Origin of the sequence: Polynucleobacter sp. MWH-Jannik1A5, from assembly GCF_018881795.1 — a bacterium.
Lineage (GTDB): Bacteria > Pseudomonadota > Gammaproteobacteria > Burkholderiales > Burkholderiaceae > Polynucleobacter.
In genome coordinates, this window is sequence record NZ_JACVPQ010000001.1 from 367378 (window position 1) to 386536 (window position 19159).

The 19159-nt window shown below is 45.1% G+C and carries 26 protein-coding genes; 10 read left to right on the plus strand and 16 right to left on the minus strand.

Annotation, left to right across the window (positions count from 1 at the left end; all coding sequences use genetic code 11):
- Positions 1-55 precede the first annotated feature (55 nt).
- From ICN23_RS01755 to ICN23_RS01765, 3 genes are read left to right on the plus strand one after another with little or no spacing between them, the layout of a single operon-like run.
- Positions 56-943, plus strand: coding sequence for a LysR family transcriptional regulator (locus tag ICN23_RS01755; RefSeq protein ID WP_216230644.1), 888 nt, complete (start codon positions 56-58; stop codon positions 941-943).
- 11 nt (positions 944-954) lie between these two features.
- Positions 955-1923, plus strand: a complete 969-nt coding sequence (locus ICN23_RS01760; RefSeq protein ID WP_216230645.1) for a sodium-dependent bicarbonate transport family permease — start codon at positions 955-957, stop codon at positions 1921-1923.
- 29 nt (positions 1924-1952) lie between these two features.
- Positions 1953-2795, plus strand: a complete 843-nt coding sequence (locus ICN23_RS01765; RefSeq protein WP_216230646.1) for a DUF6671 family protein — start codon at positions 1953-1955, stop codon at positions 2793-2795.
- 17 nt (positions 2796-2812) lie between these two features.
- Here ICN23_RS01765 and ICN23_RS01770 read toward each other — a convergent pair whose 3' ends face one another.
- Genes ICN23_RS01770 through ICN23_RS01785 form a run of 4 tightly spaced genes read right to left on the minus strand, consistent with a single transcriptional unit; the run spans position 2813 to position 5384 of the window.
- Complete coding sequence (locus tag ICN23_RS01770) at positions 2813-3415, minus strand: glutathione S-transferase (RefSeq protein ID WP_216230647.1); 603 nt, start codon at positions 3413-3415, stop codon at positions 2813-2815.
- A gap of 12 nt (positions 3416-3427) precedes the next feature.
- Positions 3428-3583 (minus strand): DUF2256 domain-containing protein, encoded by a 156-nt coding sequence (locus tag ICN23_RS01775; protein WP_216230648.1) that lies wholly within the window; start codon positions 3581-3583, stop codon positions 3428-3430.
- A 5-nt stretch (positions 3584-3588) separates the two neighbouring features.
- A complete protein-coding gene (locus ICN23_RS01780) occupies positions 3589-5124 on the minus strand; it encodes a cryptochrome/photolyase family protein (RefSeq protein WP_216230649.1) in 1536 nt (511 codons plus the stop codon).
- Complete coding sequence (locus ICN23_RS01785) at positions 5121-5384, minus strand: TIGR03643 family protein (RefSeq protein WP_216230650.1); 264 nt, start codon at positions 5382-5384, stop codon at positions 5121-5123. The genes ICN23_RS01780 and ICN23_RS01785 overlap by 4 nt, the downstream gene beginning before the upstream one ends.
- A 76-nt stretch (positions 5385-5460) precedes the next feature.
- Between ICN23_RS01785 and ICN23_RS01790 the strand changes: the two genes are divergently transcribed.
- Together ICN23_RS01790 and ICN23_RS01795 are read left to right on the plus strand one after the other, a co-directional pair.
- The gene (locus ICN23_RS01790) at positions 5461-5811 is read left to right on the plus strand and encodes an HNH endonuclease (RefSeq protein ID WP_216230651.1); all 351 of its coding nucleotides are present in this window, start codon (positions 5461-5463) and stop codon (positions 5809-5811) included.
- A gap of 125 nt (positions 5812-5936) precedes the next feature.
- Complete coding sequence (locus ICN23_RS01795) at positions 5937-6155, plus strand: hypothetical protein (RefSeq protein ID WP_216230652.1); 219 nt, start codon at positions 5937-5939, stop codon at positions 6153-6155.
- Between the two features lie 9 nt (positions 6156-6164).
- On the opposite strand, the gene ICN23_RS01800 is transcribed toward ICN23_RS01795, so the two are convergent.
- Together ICN23_RS01800 and ICN23_RS01805 are read right to left on the minus strand one after the other, a co-directional pair.
- Positions 6165-6539, minus strand: a complete 375-nt coding sequence (locus tag ICN23_RS01800) for a hypothetical protein (RefSeq protein WP_216230653.1) — start codon at positions 6537-6539, stop codon at positions 6165-6167.
- On the minus strand, positions 6539-6766 hold the full coding sequence (locus ICN23_RS01805) for a hypothetical protein (protein ID WP_216230654.1): 228 nt from the start codon (positions 6764-6766) through the stop codon (positions 6539-6541). Before ICN23_RS01805 ends, ICN23_RS01800 begins: the two co-directional genes overlap by 1 nt.
- A 180-nt stretch (positions 6767-6946) precedes the next feature.
- Between ICN23_RS01805 and ICN23_RS01810 the strand changes: the two genes are divergently transcribed.
- Together ICN23_RS01810 and ICN23_RS01815 are read left to right on the plus strand one after the other, a co-directional pair.
- On the plus strand, positions 6947-7588 hold the full coding sequence (locus tag ICN23_RS01810; protein WP_216230655.1) for a hypothetical protein: 642 nt from the start codon (positions 6947-6949) through the stop codon (positions 7586-7588).
- Positions 7589-7621: 33 nt separating this feature from the next.
- Positions 7622-8287 (plus strand): alpha/beta hydrolase, encoded by a 666-nt coding sequence (locus ICN23_RS01815; RefSeq protein WP_216230656.1) that lies wholly within the window; start codon positions 7622-7624, stop codon positions 8285-8287.
- Here the strand turns inward: ICN23_RS01815 and ICN23_RS01820 are convergent.
- From ICN23_RS01820 to pmbA, 3 genes are all read right to left on the minus strand, one after another.
- Positions 8280-9065, minus strand: coding sequence for a sulfite exporter TauE/SafE family protein (locus tag ICN23_RS01820; protein ID WP_216230657.1), 786 nt, complete (start codon positions 9063-9065; stop codon positions 8280-8282). The genes ICN23_RS01815 and ICN23_RS01820 overlap by 8 nt on opposite strands.
- A gap of 78 nt (positions 9066-9143) precedes the next feature.
- Positions 9144-10226: a TRAP transporter substrate-binding protein gene (locus ICN23_RS01825; protein WP_216230658.1), complete on the minus strand. Its 1083-nt coding sequence runs from the start codon at positions 10224-10226 to the stop codon at positions 9144-9146.
- A 68-nt stretch (positions 10227-10294) separates the two neighbouring features.
- Complete coding sequence (pmbA, locus tag ICN23_RS01830) at positions 10295-11641, minus strand: metalloprotease PmbA (protein WP_216230659.1); 1347 nt, start codon at positions 11639-11641, stop codon at positions 10295-10297.
- Positions 11642-11667: 26 nt separating this feature from the next.
- Between pmbA and mog the strand changes: the two genes are divergently transcribed.
- On the plus strand, positions 11668-12291 hold the full coding sequence (gene mog, locus ICN23_RS01835; RefSeq protein ID WP_216230660.1) for a molybdopterin adenylyltransferase: 624 nt from the start codon (positions 11668-11670) through the stop codon (positions 12289-12291).
- Between the two features lie 78 nt (positions 12292-12369).
- Here mog and orn read toward each other — a convergent pair whose 3' ends face one another.
- Positions 12370-12966, minus strand: coding sequence for an oligoribonuclease (gene orn, locus ICN23_RS01840; protein WP_216230661.1), 597 nt, complete (start codon positions 12964-12966; stop codon positions 12370-12372).
- Between the two features lie 15 nt (positions 12967-12981).
- On the opposite strand from orn, the gene ICN23_RS01845 reads away from it, so the two are divergent.
- Both ICN23_RS01845 and rsgA read left to right on the plus strand, forming a co-directional pair.
- Positions 12982-14235, plus strand: a complete 1254-nt coding sequence (locus ICN23_RS01845) for a M48 family metallopeptidase (protein WP_216230662.1) — start codon at positions 12982-12984, stop codon at positions 14233-14235.
- Between the two features lie 2 nt (positions 14236-14237).
- Positions 14238-15251: a ribosome small subunit-dependent GTPase A gene (gene rsgA / locus ICN23_RS01850; RefSeq protein ID WP_216230663.1), complete on the plus strand. Its 1014-nt coding sequence runs from the start codon at positions 14238-14240 to the stop codon at positions 15249-15251.
- On the opposite strand, the gene ICN23_RS01855 is transcribed toward rsgA, so the two are convergent.
- From ICN23_RS01855 to rpsP, 6 genes are all read right to left on the minus strand, one after another.
- Positions 15196-16155, minus strand: coding sequence for a CobD/CbiB family protein (locus ICN23_RS01855; RefSeq protein ID WP_216230664.1), 960 nt, complete (start codon positions 16153-16155; stop codon positions 15196-15198). The two genes, rsgA and ICN23_RS01855, sit on opposite strands and share 56 nt — an antisense overlap.
- Positions 16152-16889, minus strand: a complete 738-nt coding sequence (locus ICN23_RS01860; protein ID WP_216230665.1) for a CoA pyrophosphatase — start codon at positions 16887-16889, stop codon at positions 16152-16154. The genes ICN23_RS01855 and ICN23_RS01860 overlap by 4 nt, the downstream gene beginning before the upstream one ends.
- A gap of 62 nt (positions 16890-16951) precedes the next feature.
- On the minus strand, positions 16952-17347 hold the full coding sequence (gene rplS, locus ICN23_RS01865) for a 50S ribosomal protein L19 (RefSeq protein WP_068324277.1): 396 nt from the start codon (positions 17345-17347) through the stop codon (positions 16952-16954).
- 133 nt (positions 17348-17480) lie between these two features.
- Entirely contained in the window at positions 17481-18227 is a 747-nt protein-coding gene (gene trmD, locus ICN23_RS01870; RefSeq protein WP_216230666.1) for a tRNA (guanosine(37)-N1)-methyltransferase TrmD, read from the minus strand.
- Between the two features lie 22 nt (positions 18228-18249).
- Positions 18250-18816: a ribosome maturation factor RimM gene (gene rimM / locus ICN23_RS01875; protein WP_216230667.1), complete on the minus strand. Its 567-nt coding sequence runs from the start codon at positions 18814-18816 to the stop codon at positions 18250-18252.
- A gap of 92 nt (positions 18817-18908) precedes the next feature.
- Positions 18909-19154 carry a 30S ribosomal protein S16 gene (gene rpsP, locus ICN23_RS01880; protein WP_011902362.1) on the minus strand — a complete coding sequence of 82 codons (246 nt, stop codon included), beginning with the start codon at positions 19152-19154 and terminating at the stop codon, positions 18909-18911.
- Positions 19155-19159: the final 5 nt, after the last annotated feature.

Genomic DNA, 19159 nt, shown 5'->3' on the forward strand with positions numbered 1-19159 from the left:
TTGTATTTAGCTAAAAGCAGATATATATTGATAGTAATTTCGGAAAAAACTGAATATGGCCAATACCTATAATTACCGTCACCTCTACTACTTCTGGGTAGTCGCCAAAGAGGGCAGCATGTCTAAAGCGGCAGAGCGCCTGGATATGGCTATTCAAACCATTAGCGCCCAAGTACATGAATTAGAGAAATCACTGGGCTACATGCTATTTAAACCTGCTGGGCGAGGGATTGCCCTCACAGAGTCCGGGTTTGCAGCCCTAGAAATTGCCGATCAAATTTTCTCTATCGGAGAGAAGCTACCCGAAGCAGTTCGCGATGCAGCCAAATCTCCTAGAACCAAAATTACTGTTGGTGTTTCTGATGGTCTTCCCAAATTTGTTACCAGACAAATGTTGGAGCCTATCCTGAAACACAAAGATGTTCAATTGATTGCTCATGAAGGTGAGTTTGATGATTTATTAGCGGACCTTGCGCTACATCGATTAGATATCGTCTTAGCCGATCGCCCTGCCCCAAGCAATAAAAACCTGAACGTCTACAGCGAAGAGTTAACAAAAAGTGTTATTGCTTGGTATGCCCCTAAGCAACTTGCCAAGAAGGCAAAAGCGAATTTTCCTGATTGCTTAAAAGATCTGCCCGTTCTGTTACCTACAGCACACTCCACGGTACGTCCACTCATTGATCAGTGGCTAAAAAAGCATGACATCCTTCCTAATATTGTGGGAGAGTTTGAGGATAGCGCCTTACTTAAGACCTTTGCAGCTAGTGGGCTGGGCGTCTTTCCTGCGGGCAAGTTAATCGAGAAAGATCTTAAGGACACCTATGGCATTGAACTTCTGGGTAGTTGCGATGACATATATGAATACTTTTATGCCATTCGCTCAGAAAAGAAAATTCAGCACCCTCTTGTTCAGGCCATCATTAAGCAACAAAACCAATAGATTCATTAACTATGACTAATTTTCTAGACCCTGCGATTCTATTTTTTATTTTTGGTGTATTTGCAGGATCCGTAAAGTCCAACCTCGAAATTCCTCCGCAGATTTCTCGGTTTCTATCGCTTTATTTATTAATGGCTCTGGGACTGAAAGGCGGCTTTGCACTTCATAAGTCCGGGTTTACCGCTGAGATTGCTTTCTCATTAGGCTTGGCAGTATTTCTTGCCGTCATCATCCCTATTATTGGCTACTGGATTTTAAGAAGAAAGCTCAGCGCATTTGATGCTGCTGCAATTGCCGCCACCTATGGTTCGGTCAGCGCTGTTACCTTTATTACCGCCACACAATATTTAGATCAGTTCAATATTGCCTATGGCGGCCATATGGCAGCAGCGATGGCGCTCATGGAGTCCCCTGCCATTATTTTGGCCATAGTCCTTGCCAATAAAGCCAGAGCATCTATGGCAACAGGTTCAACAGCTAAACATGAGCCTGCTGGAATTTCTAAAATATTGCATGAGTCCTTTACCGATGGCGCGCAACTACTATTGCTGGGATCCATGGCGGTGGCATTAGTGAGTGGAGACTCAGGGCAAAAGTTAATGGCCCCTTTTTCAATTGATCTCTTTAAGGGGATGTTGGCTTTCTTCTTGCTAGACATGGGACTCATGGCTGCAAGAAACTTCAAGGGCTTAAGAGGTAAGCCACCAATTACTTTGCTCTACGCAATTGGCTCACCACTATCACATGCTCTATTAGCGCTTGCGCTCTGCAAATTAATTGGACTCCCGTTAGGCAACACTATATTGCTGATGGTGCTGGCATCTAGCGCATCATATATTGCGGTACCAGCGGTTTTACGTCATGCCTTACCTGAAGTGAACCCTGCCCTCTATATGGGAATGTCCTTGGGGATTACTTTCCCGTTCAACATTATTTTAGGCATTCCGCTTTACACCCTGATTGCCACCCAATTGTTATAAAAGCTCTCTATAGGTAACCGAGATAAGCTATGGGCATCTTTTCTAAACGGTCAGTTAGTCTTTTAACGAAGCATGGTAAAGAAAAAGTAATTGCTGAGGTACTCGGCACTCAAGCCTCTTGTTTTGTAATACAAACAGACGCCTATGACACTGATTTATTGGGTACCTTTACACAAGAAACTCCTCGATACGGCTCACAGCTTGATGCCGCTAGAAAAAAGGCAGCTATCGGAATGGAGTTACTGAAGCTTGACTTAGGTTTGGCAAATGAAGGCGCGTTTATTAATGATCCCTACGCTGGCATCATGCCTTGGAATAATGAATTGATAGTTCTAGTAGATCAACAGCACCAGTTAGAAATTACTGGTTTTTCTAGTGGTCCAGCACAAAATGAGAATGGCTATATAAGCCACTGGGAAGAGCTCGCAAAGTTTGCCGATTCTGCACTCTTTCCTTCGCATTATTTAGTAGTAAAGCCAACCGATGAATATCACCCCCAATCCAGAAAAGGGATTCAAGATTTAGTGGAGCTGAAAGACGCCTTTGAATGGGCGAAAGGTCTGTCTTCAAAGGGTATTGTGTATGTAGAAAATGATTTACGTGCGTTTGCCAATCCAACCCGCATGGAAAACATACGCAAAGCTGCGATTGATTTAGCAAATAAAATGAATTCAGTCTGTCCCGAATGCAGTACACCCGGATTTTGGATTACGGATGTGAAACGGGGGCTTCCATGCAACGCCTGTGGACTAGCAACAGATGAAGAAATAGCCAAAATCTGGAGCTGCCTTAAATGTGGCTATCAAGAAACTGAGGGAATGAAAGTTCTGAGGTTTGCAGACCCCTCAAAATGCAAGCGCTGCAATCCTTAGACCCCTCTTAAGTCAAGCTAATCCCGCCAGACTGGGTGCTTGTGCATAACCGAATTAAATAATTCAGATTCAAGATGTTGAGCCAACCATCTTTTAGTGGATGGTATCGGCAATTGCTCAAATCGATTTACATCCACCATGGAAAACTGTCTCACAAAGGGAAAGATCGCGATATCTACCCAGGTCATCTGATCGCCCAGCAAGTATTGAGTCGCTTGCAAGGATTGCTCCATGGGCAGTAGCATAATTTGCAGCGCCTGTTCTAAAACCGCTTCTTGGTTTAGCTCTGGAAAGCGATTAGGATACTTATATTGATCAAGCAGGGCTTTAAACGGTCCATCATTTTTTTCAATCCAAGCTTGTGCAATAGCATCATCAACATTTCCCCATCCAGCAGGGTCAGATTGATCGATAGCCCATCGCATAATATCGACACTTTGATCCAGAACCTCGTCACCCATACAAAGAACTGGCACCGTACCCTTGGGAGACACCAGCAACATGGATTGAGGCTTATTGCGCAACTCAATTTCACGATGTTCAAACTCAATGTTCGCGTACTTTAAGGCCATGCGAGCACGCATTGCATAAGGGCATCTGCGATAGGAATACAAAATCATTAAATGATGTTCCTATGAAATTTTTTTGTTTCTACAGGCATCTGAACAATACTTTACTGATTCCCAGTTTTTTGCCCAAGACTTTCTCCAGGTCATTTCTTTTTTGCATACAACACAAACTTTGCTTGGGAGAAAACTTTTATTTCCTTTGAATGATGTCTTAGTCATCGCTTTTAAAGGTCATTAAGCTGGTTTAATATTTTCTGAGCATGGAGCGTAATTTCTTTTTGATCTTCATCACCAATTCGTTTCAGATTAGCCGTCATTAGCCGCGTTCTTGGGCTAGCCTCAAACTGATCTCGATGCTTGATCAAAAAATTCCAATATAAAGTGGTGATTGGGCACGCCTCTTCTCCATAGCGTACCTCAGGCTTATATTTGCAGGAGCCGCAATAGTTACTCATGCGCTTGATATAGGCACCACTGGCTATATACGGCTTACTTGTAAATCGACCCCCATTAGCAAACAAAGCCATACCTGCTGTATTAGGAAGCTCAACCCATTCGATCGCATCGACATAAATTGCTAAATACCACTCACATACTTCCTGCGGCAGAATTTCTGCCAAGAGTGCAAAGTTACCCGTCACCATTAAACGCTGAATATGATGCGCATACCCGTATTGCAGGGTTTGGCCAATCGCATCTTTCATGCAAGCCATTTGCGTCTGCCCGGTCCAGTACCACTTTGGTAGTGAACGCTCATGCCGATAGAAGTTATCTTGCGCCATCTTTGGCATATCTAGGTAATACATACCGCGTACGAATTCACGCCAGCCAAGTATCTGGCGTATAAAGCCTTCGATCGTCGAGAGGTCAAGAGAATACTCTTTCCAAGCAAGCAGAACTGCGTCTACTACTTCACGAGGATTAAGTAACTTAAGATTTAATGCACTCGATAAAATAGAGTGCCATCCAAATGGCGTATCCGTCCACATTGCATCTTGATAAACGCCAAAGTTTCTTAAGCGGTATTCCACAAAATATTCCAGAGCCTGGACTGCTTGCTCCCTCGTCACAGCCCAATTAAATGACTCCAGGGACCCTGGATGATCTGGGTAAGTCTTTTGAACCCAGTTCAGCACTTCTTGCGTAATGGCATCTACTGCAAATGATGCTGGAGCATCAATAATGCCGGGGCCTTTTTTAGGATAGGGCTTGCGGTTATCTTGATCAAAGTTCCACTGCCCGCCATCAGGATTACCCTCTCGGTCCACCAATATATTGTGCCGCTTACGCATCAGGCGATAGAAATACTCCAGCCTGAACTCTTTTTTATTTGCTGCCCACTCTACAAACTCTTGGCGGGAACAATAAAAATGCTCATCCTCCCGCATTTCTAATTCAATGCCAAGTTCTTTAGCTAATGCCTCAAGCTCCTGCTTGAGACGCCATTCGCCGGGCTCAATACAAACCAAGCGCTTCACTTTATTTTTTAGGATTTGCTCTCTCAGAACCTCAACAATTGGCAGTGGGGAACTTTTAATATAAGTGAGTGGATAGCCCTGCTTTTCTAGCTCAACTGCAAAGTGACGCATTGCAGATAGAAATAAGGCAATTTTGGCTTTATGCGACCAAACATACTGCGCCTCGTTAGCCGACTCGATCATGATGATTTGATCTGCTTGTGAATCGAGATCCCTCAGAGCAGAGCTCTGCAAATCGAGCTGATCACCCAAGATCAAAATGAGGCGCTTAGGATGCTTCATTTACTTTTATATTGCGTTGGGCAATAAGCCCGTGTGACATCTTCATTACGCAAAGCACTATGTTTGGTTGCTCGCCCAGTCACTCTTTTGCGCCAGAGCTCAAATGAGCTGCGTTTGAGCTCTCTTCGCATAATGGCAATCACTTGGGGCTCACCAAGGCCAAAGCTTTTCTCAATAGCGTCAAATGGGGTGCGATCCTCCCAGGCCATTTCAATCAGGCGAGATAAATCAGGTTCGGAAAGGGTTGCGGATTTTGACACTCAGCAAGTTTAAGACTTATTTACTAAACTAGCTTGAGCCCATGACTTTGCACTACAACGCATCCAAAACCCTCATATGATTGGAAAAATTCGTCAAAAATTGATTGCCTTGGATCGGCCTGTTGTACAAAAGTCCCCGGAAATTATTTGCCCCATCTGTGACCGCCCAATCCCAGCCTCCCAGAGGGATGCACATCATCTCGTTCCCAAATCAAAGGGCGGCAAAATAACTGAATATCTACACCGCATTTGCCACAAGCAAATACACGCTTTATTTACCGAATCTGAATTAGCCCAGCAGTACCATCACGCCCAGATCCTAAGAGAGCATCCGGAGATGAAGAAATTTATTCAATGGGTGGCAAGCAAGCCCAATGACTTTTATGAAAAGACACGTAAAAGTGCCCGCCTAAAGTCAGGCAAATAGATATTGCACCGCTTCAGTGCAAGTTGTTACACAAGGGTATCAAGAGCAATCCTCTTTTGGTGCATGTGATTTTGAAACTGTGCAAACTCAAATATCGTTCCTATTTTTAAAACTTAAGATAAAGCATGCGTATCAAAATTACAAAGAGTCTGGTATTGCCAGCCCAAATACTCGAGACTGAAAGCATTCCTGAAGCCCTGTTTCCGGAAGGGGACTATCTTGCTAACCTCACGCCAGAGGGAAAGATTGAAGTAATTAACACCAGAAAAATTAAAGCCCTTTTCTCTTTCTCCCAATTTAGGGAGAAGGTATCGCTAGGGGAATTTATTGTGATGGAGGCCTAATCCAAGAAATCAATGGGTCAAATCCAAACTTTCTACCACTGACGTCAAAGCAGCAACCGAAGTGAAAGCTTTTGCACTGGCTCCACTTAAATCTAAATCCTCCCAATTAAATTCGAGGGAGAAATGAGCAGACTCCACAATTAACTCATAACTGGTTGAGGGTTTATTGCTACTCTCCTTATGCTCTTCGCTAACTGGTACCCTCAAAGACTCAATGGCGGCAATTAAAGTGCTGACCTCATTTCCCGTTAACTCTCTTGTTCGCAGCACATCGTCTGTTCTCTTGATGGAAATCTTAGAAACCTCATCAATCGTCACTTCATATTGATTTAGACCAAGCTCCATCCATACGGTTAATTCAAGGGCAATAGGATATGTCTTCATTAATCCACCTCATCAATATGCGGTTCATCAAAATGTTTTTGGGTTGGCTTGAGGCTTGCCTCTAGCTGAGCCCATCTACCTTGGTTTATTCGATAGGCGCAATCTTTAGCATGATTCTCGAGTAAGCCAAAAATAGTAGTTGTAGGGATTTTGCAATGAAGGCATCGATAAGCATGCTGGTGCTCTTCAATTTTTTCTTGTGGGTAATCGATATAAAACGGTCGCATAACAAACCCTTCTATCAAGATCAAGCTATGGAATGATCTTACACCTGCATTCTGTGGTTTGTGTACACAATTAAAGGCCTGATGCTAAGCCCTCCCTCGTCACCTAGTGAAAGTGCCGATAGGCTTAATCTCTACTTTGGTTAGACTAGGTCTTTATCTATCTTAGCAACTTAATACAATATGATTTGGTTAGGCCTTGCAGTAGCTATTTTTCTGGGCGCATTCATTGCCAGCCCACCCCATATATTCAAAAACTCGCCCCTAACCTGGCTGGCACCTACAGTCATTCTGTTTTTAGCAATCGCCTGGAACATCTCACCAAGTCTTCCAGGCCAACCTGCTGGAAAATTTTATGGCTTGATCTTTCACTTTTACGGAGCCTCATTATTAACAGCAATGTTTGGGCCAGCCATTGCTCTTTCCATATTATTTCCAGTAGCATTTCTAGGGGTCTATGTAGTTCAAGGAAATTATGAGGCAGCATCTCAGCACTACTTAATGGTCTGCGTATTGCCGACTTTCTTTGCCTATCTATCCATACAGATTATTCAACGCTTCATACCAAAGCATTTATTTGTTCTCATTCTAGGAAACGGCTATGTGGCTGCGTTTATGAGCGTCATTCTGTCTGGCACTTTCTTGCTGGTCGCCAAAATGTTAATGGGAGAAGCGGGTCAACTAGATATTGAAGGTTGGTTACTTGGTCTAATTATTATTGCGTTTATGGAAGGTTCTTTGTCTGGCATGCTTTTAGCAATCATGCTTATTTTCAGGCCACACTGGGTTTCCACCTACAATGAAGAAGCTTATATGAGTCGATAGTTGTCGATTTAAATTTATCGAGAGAAGATCAATATGCTCCCATGCATTGAAATAGAAACCAGCCCAAACCCAACAGCAGCGGTAATCTGGCTCCATGGCCTTGGTGCCGATGGCAATGATTTCGTTCCTATCATTCCTGAATTAAAACTCACCGGATGCCCAGGGATTCGCTTTGTATTTCCTAGTGCACCCAGTATGCCCGTCACCGTCAATGGTGGCTATGTGATGCCAGCTTGGTACGACATCATCGGCAGAAATCTCATGGATCAAGAAGATGCAGCAGGTATTCAAAAATCAGCAGCATCCATTGTCGAGCTCATTGATAAAGAAGCGAGCCGAGGCATTGCATACGACAAAATTGTGATTGCGGGCTTTTCACAAGGCTGTGCGATGGCTTTACATATTGGTTTACGTTTTCCACATAAGTTGGCAGGCATCATCGCTTTGTCAGGTTACTTGCCTCTTGCAATGAGTGCCAATATAGAAAAGCATTCAGCCAATTCCAATACCCCTATTTTTATGGCGCACGGGACTTATGACCCAGTAGTGACCCTGGATCGGGCACAAGCATCTCATGCTCTGCTTGAAACAATGGGATATCAAGTTGACTGGAACGAATATCCAATGGAGCACTCCGTCAATCATGAAGAACTCATGGATATCTCGCGCTTTTTACAGCAAGTTCTAAAAACTACATAAGCCCATCAGCAATCAACTTAATACTAGCAATCAGCAAAAAGAATCTTACGGTTCGGTAATACCATTTCATAGAGATTTTTTTTGCTAAATAGAAGCCAAAGTAGACGCCAATAGGCACGCAAGGCAATAAGATGATGGAAGTTGCTAGCTGCGGGTAGTTCAGCAGATCCAAATATGCATATGGCCCCAACTTCCCAAAATTAATAATGGTGAAAAAGATTCCCAAGGTTGATGTGTACGCCATTGGCAATAGCTTCTCTCTCAACATGTAGACCGTAATTGGTGGCCCACCGATATGCGCAACAAAAGAAGTAAAGCCAGAGATCAACCCCATTGCGCGCCCAAGCCAGGGATAAGGCTTGGTCTCTTGCATATCCATGCGCGACATAGCTAGGTTCTGAATTAAAAAGAGTAAGGTAAAAATACCGATTGAGAGCGTCAGAACCTGCGGAGTAATAGCAGTAAAGAAAACCATTCCCAATAAAAGTCCCACAATCGCTGGTGGAGAAATAATTTTCAAAATCCGCCAATTAGCATTGCGAATAAATCTGCGCATACCAACTAAATCGATTGCAATCAGCAGTGGTAGCAAAATAGCCAGTGCTTCATTAATACTGGATTGACTTGCCATCAAGGGTAGCGACAGAATACCAAGCCCAGCTCCAAAGCCACTCTTTGATATCCCAACAATAATCACGCTCATGACTGCAAACACAAAAAATGTGAATGAATGTGCATGAAACGATTGAATTATCGAAGGTAGGATCACATCAAACATGGCTTGATACCAACAAAGGTAGGCGCCTTAAAAAGAAACAGGGCTCACTAGGAGCCCCATCGCGGCAAGATACTCTTTTCAAAGTTTCTTATTAAAACTGTATTGTGAAAATGCTTGTTCAGCCACATTAAACCATTGAGCTTCCATGTTTCTGAAGGCGCGATAGTCTTCAAAAATCTTTTTGAATTGTGGATTCTTTGCGGACTCTTCCGCATAGGTTTCTTGACTCGCTTTAAAGCAGGCGTCCAAGATCGAAGTATTGAACTTACGGAGTACTGCCCCATTCTGTAGTAGACGTTGTAATGCTGGTGGATTGAGCGCATCATACTTTGCGCACATATCAGTGTGCGCCTCAAAACAGGCTGCTTCCCATGCCGCTTGATAAGACGGTGGCAATGAATCCCACTGCTTCTTATTCACCAGGAAAGATAATCCGGCAGCACCTTCCCAAAAAGCAGGGTAATAATAATTTTTAGCCACTTTGGCTAGGCCCAACTTCTCATCGTCGTATGGACCAACAAACTCTGCAGCATCAATGGTTCCTTTTTCTAGAGCAGAATAAATCTCACCAGCAGGCAACTGCTGTGGAACAACCCCCAGTTTTGCGAGTACTTGCCCGGCAAAGCCTGCGATGCGGAATTTCAGACCCTTTAAGTCTTCTGTAGATTTAATTTCTTTACGAAACCAACCGCCCATTTGTGTACCGGTTTGACCACCGAGGAAATTGACAATGTTGTAGCTAGCATAGAGTTCACGCATTAACTTCATCCCATTGCCATGCAGCATCCAAGCCGTCTGCTGTCTAGCTGTCATGCCAAAAGGAGCCGCTGTATCAAAGATAAACGCACTATTCTTACCAAGATAGTAATAACTCGCTGTATGTCCGCATTCAACTGTGCCGTTTTGTACCGCATCTAACACTTGAAGTGCAGGTACTACTTCGCCAGCTGCAAATACTTTGACATTAAATTTGCCATCTGTTGCTTTACGCAAAGCATTCGCAAACACTTCAGGAGTACCAAACAAAGTATCTAATGATTTAGGAAAACTCGATACTAGGCGCCAATTCAAGGTTGGCAAGCTTTGCGCGATCGATGGCGCTGCAAGTGCTGCGGCACCAGCACCAATTGTGGCTTTCTTTAAAAATGAACGTCTTTGCATCTTCGTCTCCCTCTTAAAAATCATCAGTCTGTATTAATTTATCCAGCTACTGCGTACGCTTACTCAGTTTACTTTCCACCAACCGTCATAGATCCTAGCAATATCGACCCCGTTTCCTTGGTGCCACGAATCAGTGTATCGCTACCGATAAGTTGAATATCCATCAGCATATCGCGCAAATTACCGGCAATCGTCACTTCCTCAACAGGGTATTGAATCTCGCCATTTTCTACCCAATAACCAAATGCGCCGCGCGAATAATCACCCGTCACATAATTGACGCCCTGACCCATTAGCTCAGTGACTAACAAGCCAGTACCCATCTCTTTTAACAAAGCAGGCAAACCACCCTTTGGTGTTTTTTTACTCTGCAAAGTCAGATGATGAGAGCCGCCGGCATTGCCGGTAGTCTTCATGCCTAATTTGCGGGCCGAATAGGTTGACAAGAAATAACCTTCCAGCATCCCTTTGTCTACTACAGTACGAGCGGATGTTTTGACACCCTCTTCATCAAATGGAGCGCTACCCGTCATGGACATTAAGTGCGGGTCTTCAAATAAGCTGACATGTTTTGGAAGGACTTGTTTACCAAGGCTATCAAGCAAAAAGCTGGAGCGACGATATAAAGCGCCACCCGAAACTGCTTGCACCAAGCCCCCCAATAATCCTGCAGCTAATGGGGCTTCGAAGATTACCGGACAACGTCGAGTAGTCAATGATCTTGCCTTGAGGCGTGATAGGGCTCGCTGCGCTGCATATTTACCAATCGCAGCAGGATCAGCTAACTCCTCAGGAATGCGTGAACTGGAATACCAATCATCCCGCTGCATATGCGCTTTCTTGCCGCCCTCACTTGCTATGGGCGCACAAGAAATGTAGTGGCGTGAGAATGGGTAACCACCCATAAAACCGTGAGACGTACCCATCATAAAATGCGCATGATGGGCAGATACAGATGCGCCATCACTATTTTGTATTTGCTTACTGACAGCGAATGCCGCACCTTCTGCAGAACGCGCGATCTCAACAGCCGCAGCTGCATCAATTTTCCATGGATGAAACAAATCTAAATCTAATGGGTTTTTTTCTAGGAGCTCAGCTTCTGCAGGACCAGCGCAGACATCTTTTGCCGTGTGTTGAGCAATATGGAATGCGGCATCCACCGTTGCTTTCAGGGACTCTTTAGAAAAGTCACTCGTACTAGCATTGCCACGATGGTGGCCCAAAAATAATGTCACGCCCACTTGCTTATCTAGACTTTGCTCAATGGTCTCAACCTCGCCCTTGCGAACGGTTACAGAGAGGCCCTGGCCTTCTGACACCTCAGCAACGGCATCTGAGGCACCCCTTCTTTTGGCCTCTTTAAGCATGAAATCGATGATTTCTTGAAACTGATTGGATGTGTATGTAAACATACCCTAATAATAGCTAGAATAGAAACATGAAGCATACCGAAGCCCTAAAACGAAATAGCCCAAATGAGGTCAAAATTGGCCTCATTTCCATCTCGGATCGCGCCAGTAAAGGCGTATATCAAGATGAAGGCATCCCAGCACTACAAGCCTGGCTGATGAAAGCCATCACTAATCCATGTGTCTTTCATGAACGCTTGATTGCCGATGAATCTGAAGTCATTACGGAAACCATTGTTGAGCTGGTGGATGAGCTAGGTTGCGATCTAGTGCTAACAACAGGCGGCACAGGCCCCTCAAGAAGAGATGTCACCCCTGAGGCTACCCGCGACGCTGGAACCCGCGAAATGCCCGGTTTTGGTGAGCAGATGCGTCAAATTAGCTTGAACTTTGTACCCACCGCAATTTTGTCCAGACAAACTGCCGTTCTCAGAGAAATTGATAGTCACGCAGCTTTGGTAATTAACCTGCCCGGCCAACCTAAAGCGATTGCCGAAACCCTAGAAGGCCTTAAAGATGAGAACGGCAAGTCGATTGTTCCTGGTATCTTTGCTGCCGTGCCTTACTGCATTGACCTCATCGGTGGACCTTATATTGAAACTGATGAAGCGGTGATTAAGGTCTTTAGACCTAAGAGTGCCATTAAAAAGTAAGAAGAAAAATATCTGGCTGTTAGCAAATAAACAAAAGGTCCGCAATGCGGACCTTTTTTATTCCTGCCTTAGATCTTCTTATTGAGGCAGCGGTACGATAAATTTCTCACGGTAGTACTTGAGCTCTTCTATCGACTCCTCGATATCAGCCAAGGCTGTATGCGCTTGCTTCTTAGTAAAACCTTTGACTAACTCGGGATGCCAACGCTTACATAACTCTTTTAAAGTAGAAACATCGATATTCCGATAATGAAAGTAAGCCTCTAACTTCGGCATGTACTTAGCCATAAAACGTCTGTCTTGACCAATCGTATTGCCACACATTGGCGCAATACCCGCTTTAATATATTTCTTCAGAAATGCAATGCATTGCGCTTCGACAGTAGCCTCATCCAAAGTAGATGCTTTTACCTTGTCGATTAAACCGGAGCGGCCATGGGTACCTTTATTCCAAGCGTCCATCGCATCCAAAACCGCATCCTCTTGATGTACGACCCAGACGGGTGCCGTGGCGATGGTATTGAGATGGGCATCCGTAACAATGATGGCAATCTCTAAAATTCGCTCAGTTTCAGGGTTTAGACCCGACATCTCCATGTCCACCCAAATGAGGTGCTCATTGGCTGGCGCCACTTTGGCTCCAGGTGTTGCTGCTGTGTTAGTTTGCTCGCTCATATCTATAATGATCTCATGACATTCACAATTATTTTTCTAATCGCCTTTATTGCTAGTTTTGGCTTGCGCCACTGGCTGTCCCAACGTCAAATTCGCTACGTGGCAAAGCATCGAAATGCCGTGCCCGCTGAATTCGCTGAAAAAGTGACTTTAGCCGAACATCAAAAAGCCGCTGACTACACCATTGCTAAATTACGTCTAGGCATTATAGAAAATGGGGTCAGCGCCATCATTTTAATTGGCTTCACCCTCCTGGGCGGTTTGCAAATTCTGAACATGGCATTACTGCAACTTTTGGGTGAGGGCATCCCCCAACAAATGGCCCTGCTTGTTTCAATTGTGCTCATCTCCGGAATCCTCGATATCCCATTCTCTTGGTATAAACAGTTCCACCTAGAAGAGCGCTTTGGCTTTAATCGGATGACTAAAAAACTATTCTTCTCGGATATGTTTAAAGGTATATCGGTTGGCAGCGCCATTGGCGTGCCCTTGCTTTGGGTCATCTTATCCTTGATGGAAAAAGCAGGAGATTTATGGTGGTTGTGGGCATGGGCAGTATTAACTGTATTTAGCCTGCTCATGCAGTGGGTCTTCCCTACTTTTATTGCACCAATGTTTAATAAATTCCAAGCCCTCGATGAAGGTCCATTAAAGACGCAGATTGAATCGCTCCTGAAGCGCTGCGACTTCGCAAGCCAAGGTCTATTTGTTATGGATGGCAGTAAGCGTAGCGCTCATGGCAATGCATTTTTTGCTGGTATGGGTAAAGCCAAACGCATTGTATTTTTTGACACCCTCATTGAGAAACTCAACCCAGGCGAAGTAGAGGCAGTACTCGCTCACGAGCTTGGTCATTACAAATGCAACCATATTCGTAAGCGACTCTTGGTTTCCTTTGCGCTGAGCTTTGCTATGTTTGCCCTCTTAGGCTGGATTAGCACGAAAGTCTGGTTCTATACAGACTTAGGTGTTATGCCTAACCTGAATGGCTATAACGGTGGACTTGCATTAGCACTCTTTATGTTGGTCTCACCTGTATTTAGCTTTTTCTTCACACCACTCTCTAGCCTAGCATCGCGCAAACACGAGTACGAAGCTGATGGCTTTGCTGCTGAAAAATCTTCTGCAAAAGATTTAGTGACCGCACTAGTGAAGCTATATCAAGATAACGCATCAACCCTTACGCCAGATCCGATCTACACCGCTTTCTACAGCTCGCATCCGCCTGCGCCATTACGCATTGCCAACTTGCAACGGTTTAGCTCATAACGATGGAACAGTTTCACGCGCTACTGATCGCCTCCTACGGAAGGCATTATTTAGCGCAGCGTTTGATTGCAGACGCCCATGGTAATGAGTCGCCTGATGGTCCACTCATTCAGGTTAGTACGCCAGCCAAGCAACATATCGGCGCAGTGGGTGATCGCATGTTGCTAGAAATGACTTCGGCAGATCAAGCGCGCATTATTCAAATTAAGCCTCGAGAAAATCTTCTCTATCGCTCAGATGCTTTTAAGAGCAAACTCATTGCTTCAAACGTGGATCAAATCTTGGTAGTGCTTGCAACTCAACCTGCTTTCTCACCAGATTTGTTGGGTAGAGCAGTTGTCGCTGCAGAAGCCAATCAAATTGGCTTACATATCCTACTTAATAAATGTGATCTCAAAGATAACTTGGAGCATGCTCGAAAAATTATCGCTCCCTATGCTCGCATGGGCTATCAAGTAAGTGAGGTATCTGCTAAATTTGATCCAACCTCAATTGATGCATTGCGCACAACCTTACAAGGCAAGGTTTCTGTTTTTGTTGGTCAATCCGGAATGGGTAAATCCAGCCTACTCAATGCCTGGATTCCTAATGCAGCGGCGTTGACCCAAGAATATTCAGTGCGCTTGGATACCGGCAAACATACCACCACCGCCTGTCGTTACTTTGAGCTGCCAGAAGCCTGGGGTAGAGATGAGACGGGTAAGTTGGGTGCCCTAATAGATTCGCCAGGCTTTCAGGAGTTTGGTTTAGCACATATGTCTGTGAGCGAATTACAGCACGCTTTTAGAGAATTTAAAGACTTACTGGGAAAGTGCCGCTTTCTTAATTGCGCGCATTTATCTGAGCCTGAATGTGCGGTGCGAGATGCAGTAGACAGAAATGAAATAGCGCCAGAAAGACTGGCGCTATTTAGACAACTACACTCCGACTCAAAAACAGCGGATGTTCAAATTCAGGGAATTAGCCAAGCCAAAGAGCGATGGTCAGCATTAGCAACAAAGCCATCCAAGCGATAACTAGGCGCCATACCAATCCCACTGCAGAGCGCATTGTGCGTTCGGTAGGCTCAAGACCCACCTCATAAACTACTGGCTCACCTGCCTCCGCCATACGCAATGCTTCATCGCTATCAGGCTCACTCATTGGCTCACCTAGACGAACACCCAGCGCTCCGCTACCGGCAGCCAAGATCACTGCGGATAAAGAGTCAGACCATTTTTGTGTCAGGTAACGCCAACCATAAACCGCACCTTCGAAGTTACCGACAATCGCAAAGCCCATCGCAGTAATACGAGCAGGCACCCAATCTAATACATAGAAGAAATGGCGTGCCGCTTCACTCAAGTTGAAGTCGCCGCGCTCAGACCAACGCTGTGCAGCAATATCTGCCAAGCGATAGAGAACAACACCTGCAGGACCCATTGGCATCATGAACCAGAACAATACGCCAAAGACATGGTGATGTGAGCCGATGATGGCGCGCTCTAAGGCCAAAGAAATCACCTCAGTCTCAGTGAGGTTAGAAGTATCTAATTCGGGGCCGTACCACTCACCTAAGGCAGCACGCGCTCCTGGCAAGTCATGCGCTTCAATCGCTTCATGCACAGCAGTAAAGGAATGGCTGAACTGACGAAAGCCAAAAAACAAATACGCAATGACGATGTTCCAAATAAATCCGAGGATGGGGTAAGTCACCATGCAAACGACATACACCATGAACACTAGGAAGGTTGGCAAGATGAAGGCAACCAAACAGGCCATACGTGCGCCTACAGGGCTTGCGCCTTCTTCAGTCTTGCCACCGAATTCAGCGGCAACCCAATCTAACCAGCGGGCACAAACACGCGCAATCCAATGGCTTGAAGTTACTGGGCGATATTGCTCAGCAATGAGGGCGAAGAGAATAGAAAAGAAAGTCATACTTTTAATAAATGATAAAGGTTACGCAACATTCCCGCAGTAGCACCCCAAATAAAGCGGTTCTCATAAGGCATCGAATAAAAACGTCGTCCGCCCTGCTCACTTTGCCACAGTCTAACCTGATGATTAGCAGGATCAAGCAAAAAACTCAGGGGCACTTCAAAGACATCAGCTACTTCAAACTCATCCAAGACATATTCTGCCTGAGCCTGGACTAATCCTACTACTGGGGTCACGCTATAGCCAGATACCGTCAAATACTGAGGCAAGTGCCCAATAATCTCCACTCGATTGGGGTCCAAACCAATTTCTTCCTGACTCTCCCGTAAGGCAGTGTCATTTGGACTCCGATCTTCAGGATCCATCCGACCCCCTGGAAAACTAATCTGCCCCGCGTGATCATGCAAATGATTGGTTCTTTGAGTAAGCAACACTGATAATCCCTCTTCTTTTAGTAGGAGAGGAATTAGCACTGCTGCTTGAGTCACTTTTCCGGCGGCCTGTCGCTTGGTAATAATGTCTGCCGCAATGACATGACGGTTTTCATCGGTAATCTCTGGCCGCCACTCTGGTGGAGACTGCAAACGAGCCCTTAAACCAGCCGGCTCAAGAAATTCTTTTGCCACCCTCTTTTCATCAGCACACACTTGATGAATCGGAACTGCTTGCGCATCAAATCCTGGAGGCGCAGCAACATTCATTGCGTAGTCTTCAGGGCTTGGTGTCTTGGGCATATTCATATTCTAAGGCAACAAAAAAGGCGACCGAGGCCGCCTTTTTTACTTCAAGCCGACATTTATTCTGCGGCCGGAGCTGCTGCTGCAGTCTTACGTGCAGGCAACTTCTCTTTAATACGTGCAGACTTACCTGAACGATCGCGCAAGTAGTACAACTTCGCACGACGTACATCACCGCGTCGCTTCACTTCAATACCAGCGATCAATGGTGAGTAAGTTTGGAATGTACGCTCTACACCTTCGCCAGATGAAATCTTGCGAACGATAAAGCTGGAATTGAGTCCGCGATTGCGCTTAGCAATCACAACGCCTTCAAAGGCCTGGGCACGCTTACGTGTACCCTCAACTACGTTTACGCTAACAACTACTGTGTCGCCAGGAGCAAAGCTTGGCAATACTTTGTTAGCACTTAAGCGAGCAATTTCTTCTTGCTCAATTTTTTCAATTAAATTCATTTTTAATCCTTAAACATCGTATTAGCGTTTAATCCCGAAACCAAAGTTAACGGACCTAATAGAGGATGCAGTTAAAACAATTTCACTAAACCAAAAACCAAACCACCTATTCACTACTGCACACTAAAAGTATTTACAGAGAGCGAAGAAATTGTTCATCTTCTCGGGTTAGTAACCCTTTGGCTCTAGCCGATTCAATTAAGTCCGGCCTTAACCTGAACGTCAGCTCTAAAGACTTCTGCCGACGCCAATCCGCTATTTTAGCGTGATGTCCGCCTAAAAGCACGTCCGGAACCGATAAATTTTCATATATTTCAGGTCTGGTGTAGTGCGGGTAGTCTAAAAGACCATTCATAAAGCTATCTTGGGTAGCAGATTCACCGTCTCCGAGAGCTCCAGGAATCAGCCTAATCACCGCATCCATCATGGCCATAGCGGGTATTTCGCCCCCAGAAAGCACAAAATCCCCAATAGAAAGCTGTAAATCGACGTTTCGGTCAACAAAACGCTGGTCTACAGCTTCATATCGACCACAAATGAAGCTTAAATTGCCGTAATTGAGGATATCTGTCGCTATCTTCTGAGAAAAACGCTCGCCCTGGGGTGCCAATAAGCAAATTGGGCCGCTTTTAATGCCAGCAGCCTCATGGGATGCCTTGATTCCAGCAACAGTATCTTCCAGTGGTTTGGCCATCATGACCATTCCAGGACCGCCGCCATAGGCGCGATCATCCACGGTCTTGCGTGGATCCGAGCAAAAGTCCCGGGGATTCCACAGATGAACGCTAGCCAGGGATTGTTCACAAGCACGACCGGTAATGCCCCACTGCGTTAAAGCAGAGAACATCTCTGGGAACAAGGTCACAACATCAAAGCGCATATTCGTAACTATTTTTGAATTTCTACTGCCAGTCAGATTGCCAGTCAAGCGTAATCGTTTTATTTGGCAGGTCGACGTTTTGCACTACCTCTTTTACAAAAGGCACTAAATATTTAATTGTCTTTGTTTGTGCATCGCCAATTGCAATCACACCATGAGCACCGTTCTCAGTGACATCAATCACTTCACCAAGAATTTCATCTTGCAAATTGATGGCGTTACATCCAATCAGATCCACCCAGTAATACGAATCACTTTCCACTTTTGGAAAAGCATCACGTGCAACCAATATTCGGGCGCCCTTTAATGCAAGCGCTTGATCGCGATCACTGATACCCTCAAGCGCCATCACGACATTACCGCTGTGCATCTTGGCGCTCTTCACTTTGTATTGAGTCAAAGAGGCTTGTTCAGTGGACGCAGAAACACCTGCATCCCTACGCGGGATCAGAGAAAGCCAAATCAATTTTGATGAGAGAAGTGCTACGGGCTCAGAAGAGTGAGGCCTAACCTTCACTTGACCCTGCAAGCCTTGTGCCTCAGATATGGCACCAAGTTCAATCAAATCATTCAGGGAAGGTGCGCTCATTTGTAAGACACCTTGTTTTCCCAAAATAAAACTACTAGAAATCCTGCCACTAAAAACTCCACCAACTAGATGAAGTCTTTAGCAATCGAATATTAAACAGCTGGATTGTTTTTAATCAAACGAACTACTGTTGGAGAGATTTGCGCGCCAACACCAGTCCAGTAAGTTAAACGGTCTTGAGCAATACGCATTGCTTGCTCAGTAGCCGCTGCTTGTGGATTGAAGTAACCAATACGCTCGATAAAGTTCGAGTCACGACGGTTGCGCTTATCAGTAGCAACGATGCTGTAAAAAGGGCGCTTCTTAGAACCGCCGCGTGCCAGTCGAATGACGACCATACTTA

Coding starts and splice junctions, on each gene's coding strand:
- ICN23_RS01860 (WP_216230665.1), bottom strand. CDS start 16,889: ATGCCCAAGACACCAAGCCCTGAAGACTACGCAATGAATGTTGCTGCG.
- ICN23_RS01755 (WP_216230644.1), top strand. CDS start 56: ATGGCCAATACCTATAATTACCGTCACCTCTACTACTTCTGGGTAGTC.
- ICN23_RS01855 (WP_216230664.1), bottom strand. CDS start 16,155: ATGACTTTCTTTTCTATTCTCTTCGCCCTCATTGCTGAGCAATATCGC.
- rimM (WP_216230667.1), bottom strand. CDS start 18,816: ATGAGCGCACCTTCCCTGAATGATTTGATTGAACTTGGTGCCATATCT.
- ICN23_RS01760 (WP_216230645.1), top strand. CDS start 955: ATGACTAATTTTCTAGACCCTGCGATTCTATTTTTTATTTTTGGTGTA.
- orn (WP_216230661.1), bottom strand. CDS start 12,966: ATGAGCGAGCAAACTAACACAGCAGCAACACCTGGAGCCAAAGTGGCG.
- ICN23_RS01810 (WP_216230655.1), top strand. CDS start 6,947: ATGATTTGGTTAGGCCTTGCAGTAGCTATTTTTCTGGGCGCATTCATT.
- rplS (WP_068324277.1), bottom strand. CDS start 17,347: ATGAATTTAATTGAAAAAATTGAGCAAGAAGAAATTGCTCGCTTAAGT.
- ICN23_RS01845 (WP_216230662.1), top strand. CDS start 12,982: ATGACATTCACAATTATTTTTCTAATCGCCTTTATTGCTAGTTTTGGC.
- rsgA (WP_216230663.1), top strand. CDS start 14,238: ATGGAACAGTTTCACGCGCTACTGATCGCCTCCTACGGAAGGCATTAT.
- trmD (WP_216230666.1), bottom strand. CDS start 18,227: ATGCGCTTTGATGTTGTGACCTTGTTCCCAGAGATGTTCTCTGCTTTA.
- rpsP (WP_011902362.1), bottom strand. CDS start 19,154: ATGGTCGTCATTCGACTGGCACGCGGCGGTTCTAAGAAGCGCCCTTTT.
- mog (WP_216230660.1), top strand. CDS start 11,668: ATGAAGCATACCGAAGCCCTAAAACGAAATAGCCCAAATGAGGTCAAA.
- ICN23_RS01780 (WP_216230649.1), bottom strand. CDS start 5,124: ATGAAGCATCCTAAGCGCCTCATTTTGATCTTGGGTGATCAGCTCGAT.
- ICN23_RS01805 (WP_216230654.1), bottom strand. CDS start 6,766: ATGCGACCGTTTTATATCGATTACCCACAAGAAAAAATTGAAGAGCAC.
- ICN23_RS01825 (WP_216230658.1), bottom strand. CDS start 10,226: ATGCAAAGACGTTCATTTTTAAAGAAAGCCACAATTGGTGCTGGTGCC.
- ICN23_RS01790 (WP_216230651.1), top strand. CDS start 5,461: ATGATTGGAAAAATTCGTCAAAAATTGATTGCCTTGGATCGGCCTGTT.
- ICN23_RS01795 (WP_216230652.1), top strand. CDS start 5,937: ATGCGTATCAAAATTACAAAGAGTCTGGTATTGCCAGCCCAAATACTC.
- ICN23_RS01770 (WP_216230647.1), bottom strand. CDS start 3,415: ATGATTTTGTATTCCTATCGCAGATGCCCTTATGCAATGCGTGCTCGC.
- pmbA (WP_216230659.1), bottom strand. CDS start 11,641: ATGTTTACATACACATCCAATCAGTTTCAAGAAATCATCGATTTCATG.
- ICN23_RS01820 (WP_216230657.1), bottom strand. CDS start 9,065: ATGTTTGATGTGATCCTACCTTCGATAATTCAATCGTTTCATGCACAT.
- ICN23_RS01815 (WP_216230656.1), top strand. CDS start 7,622: ATGCTCCCATGCATTGAAATAGAAACCAGCCCAAACCCAACAGCAGCG.
- ICN23_RS01765 (WP_216230646.1), top strand. CDS start 1,953: ATGGGCATCTTTTCTAAACGGTCAGTTAGTCTTTTAACGAAGCATGGT.
- ICN23_RS01775 (WP_216230648.1), bottom strand. CDS start 3,583: ATGACTAAGACATCATTCAAAGGAAATAAAAGTTTTCTCCCAAGCAAA.
- ICN23_RS01800 (WP_216230653.1), bottom strand. CDS start 6,539: ATGAAGACATATCCTATTGCCCTTGAATTAACCGTATGGATGGAGCTT.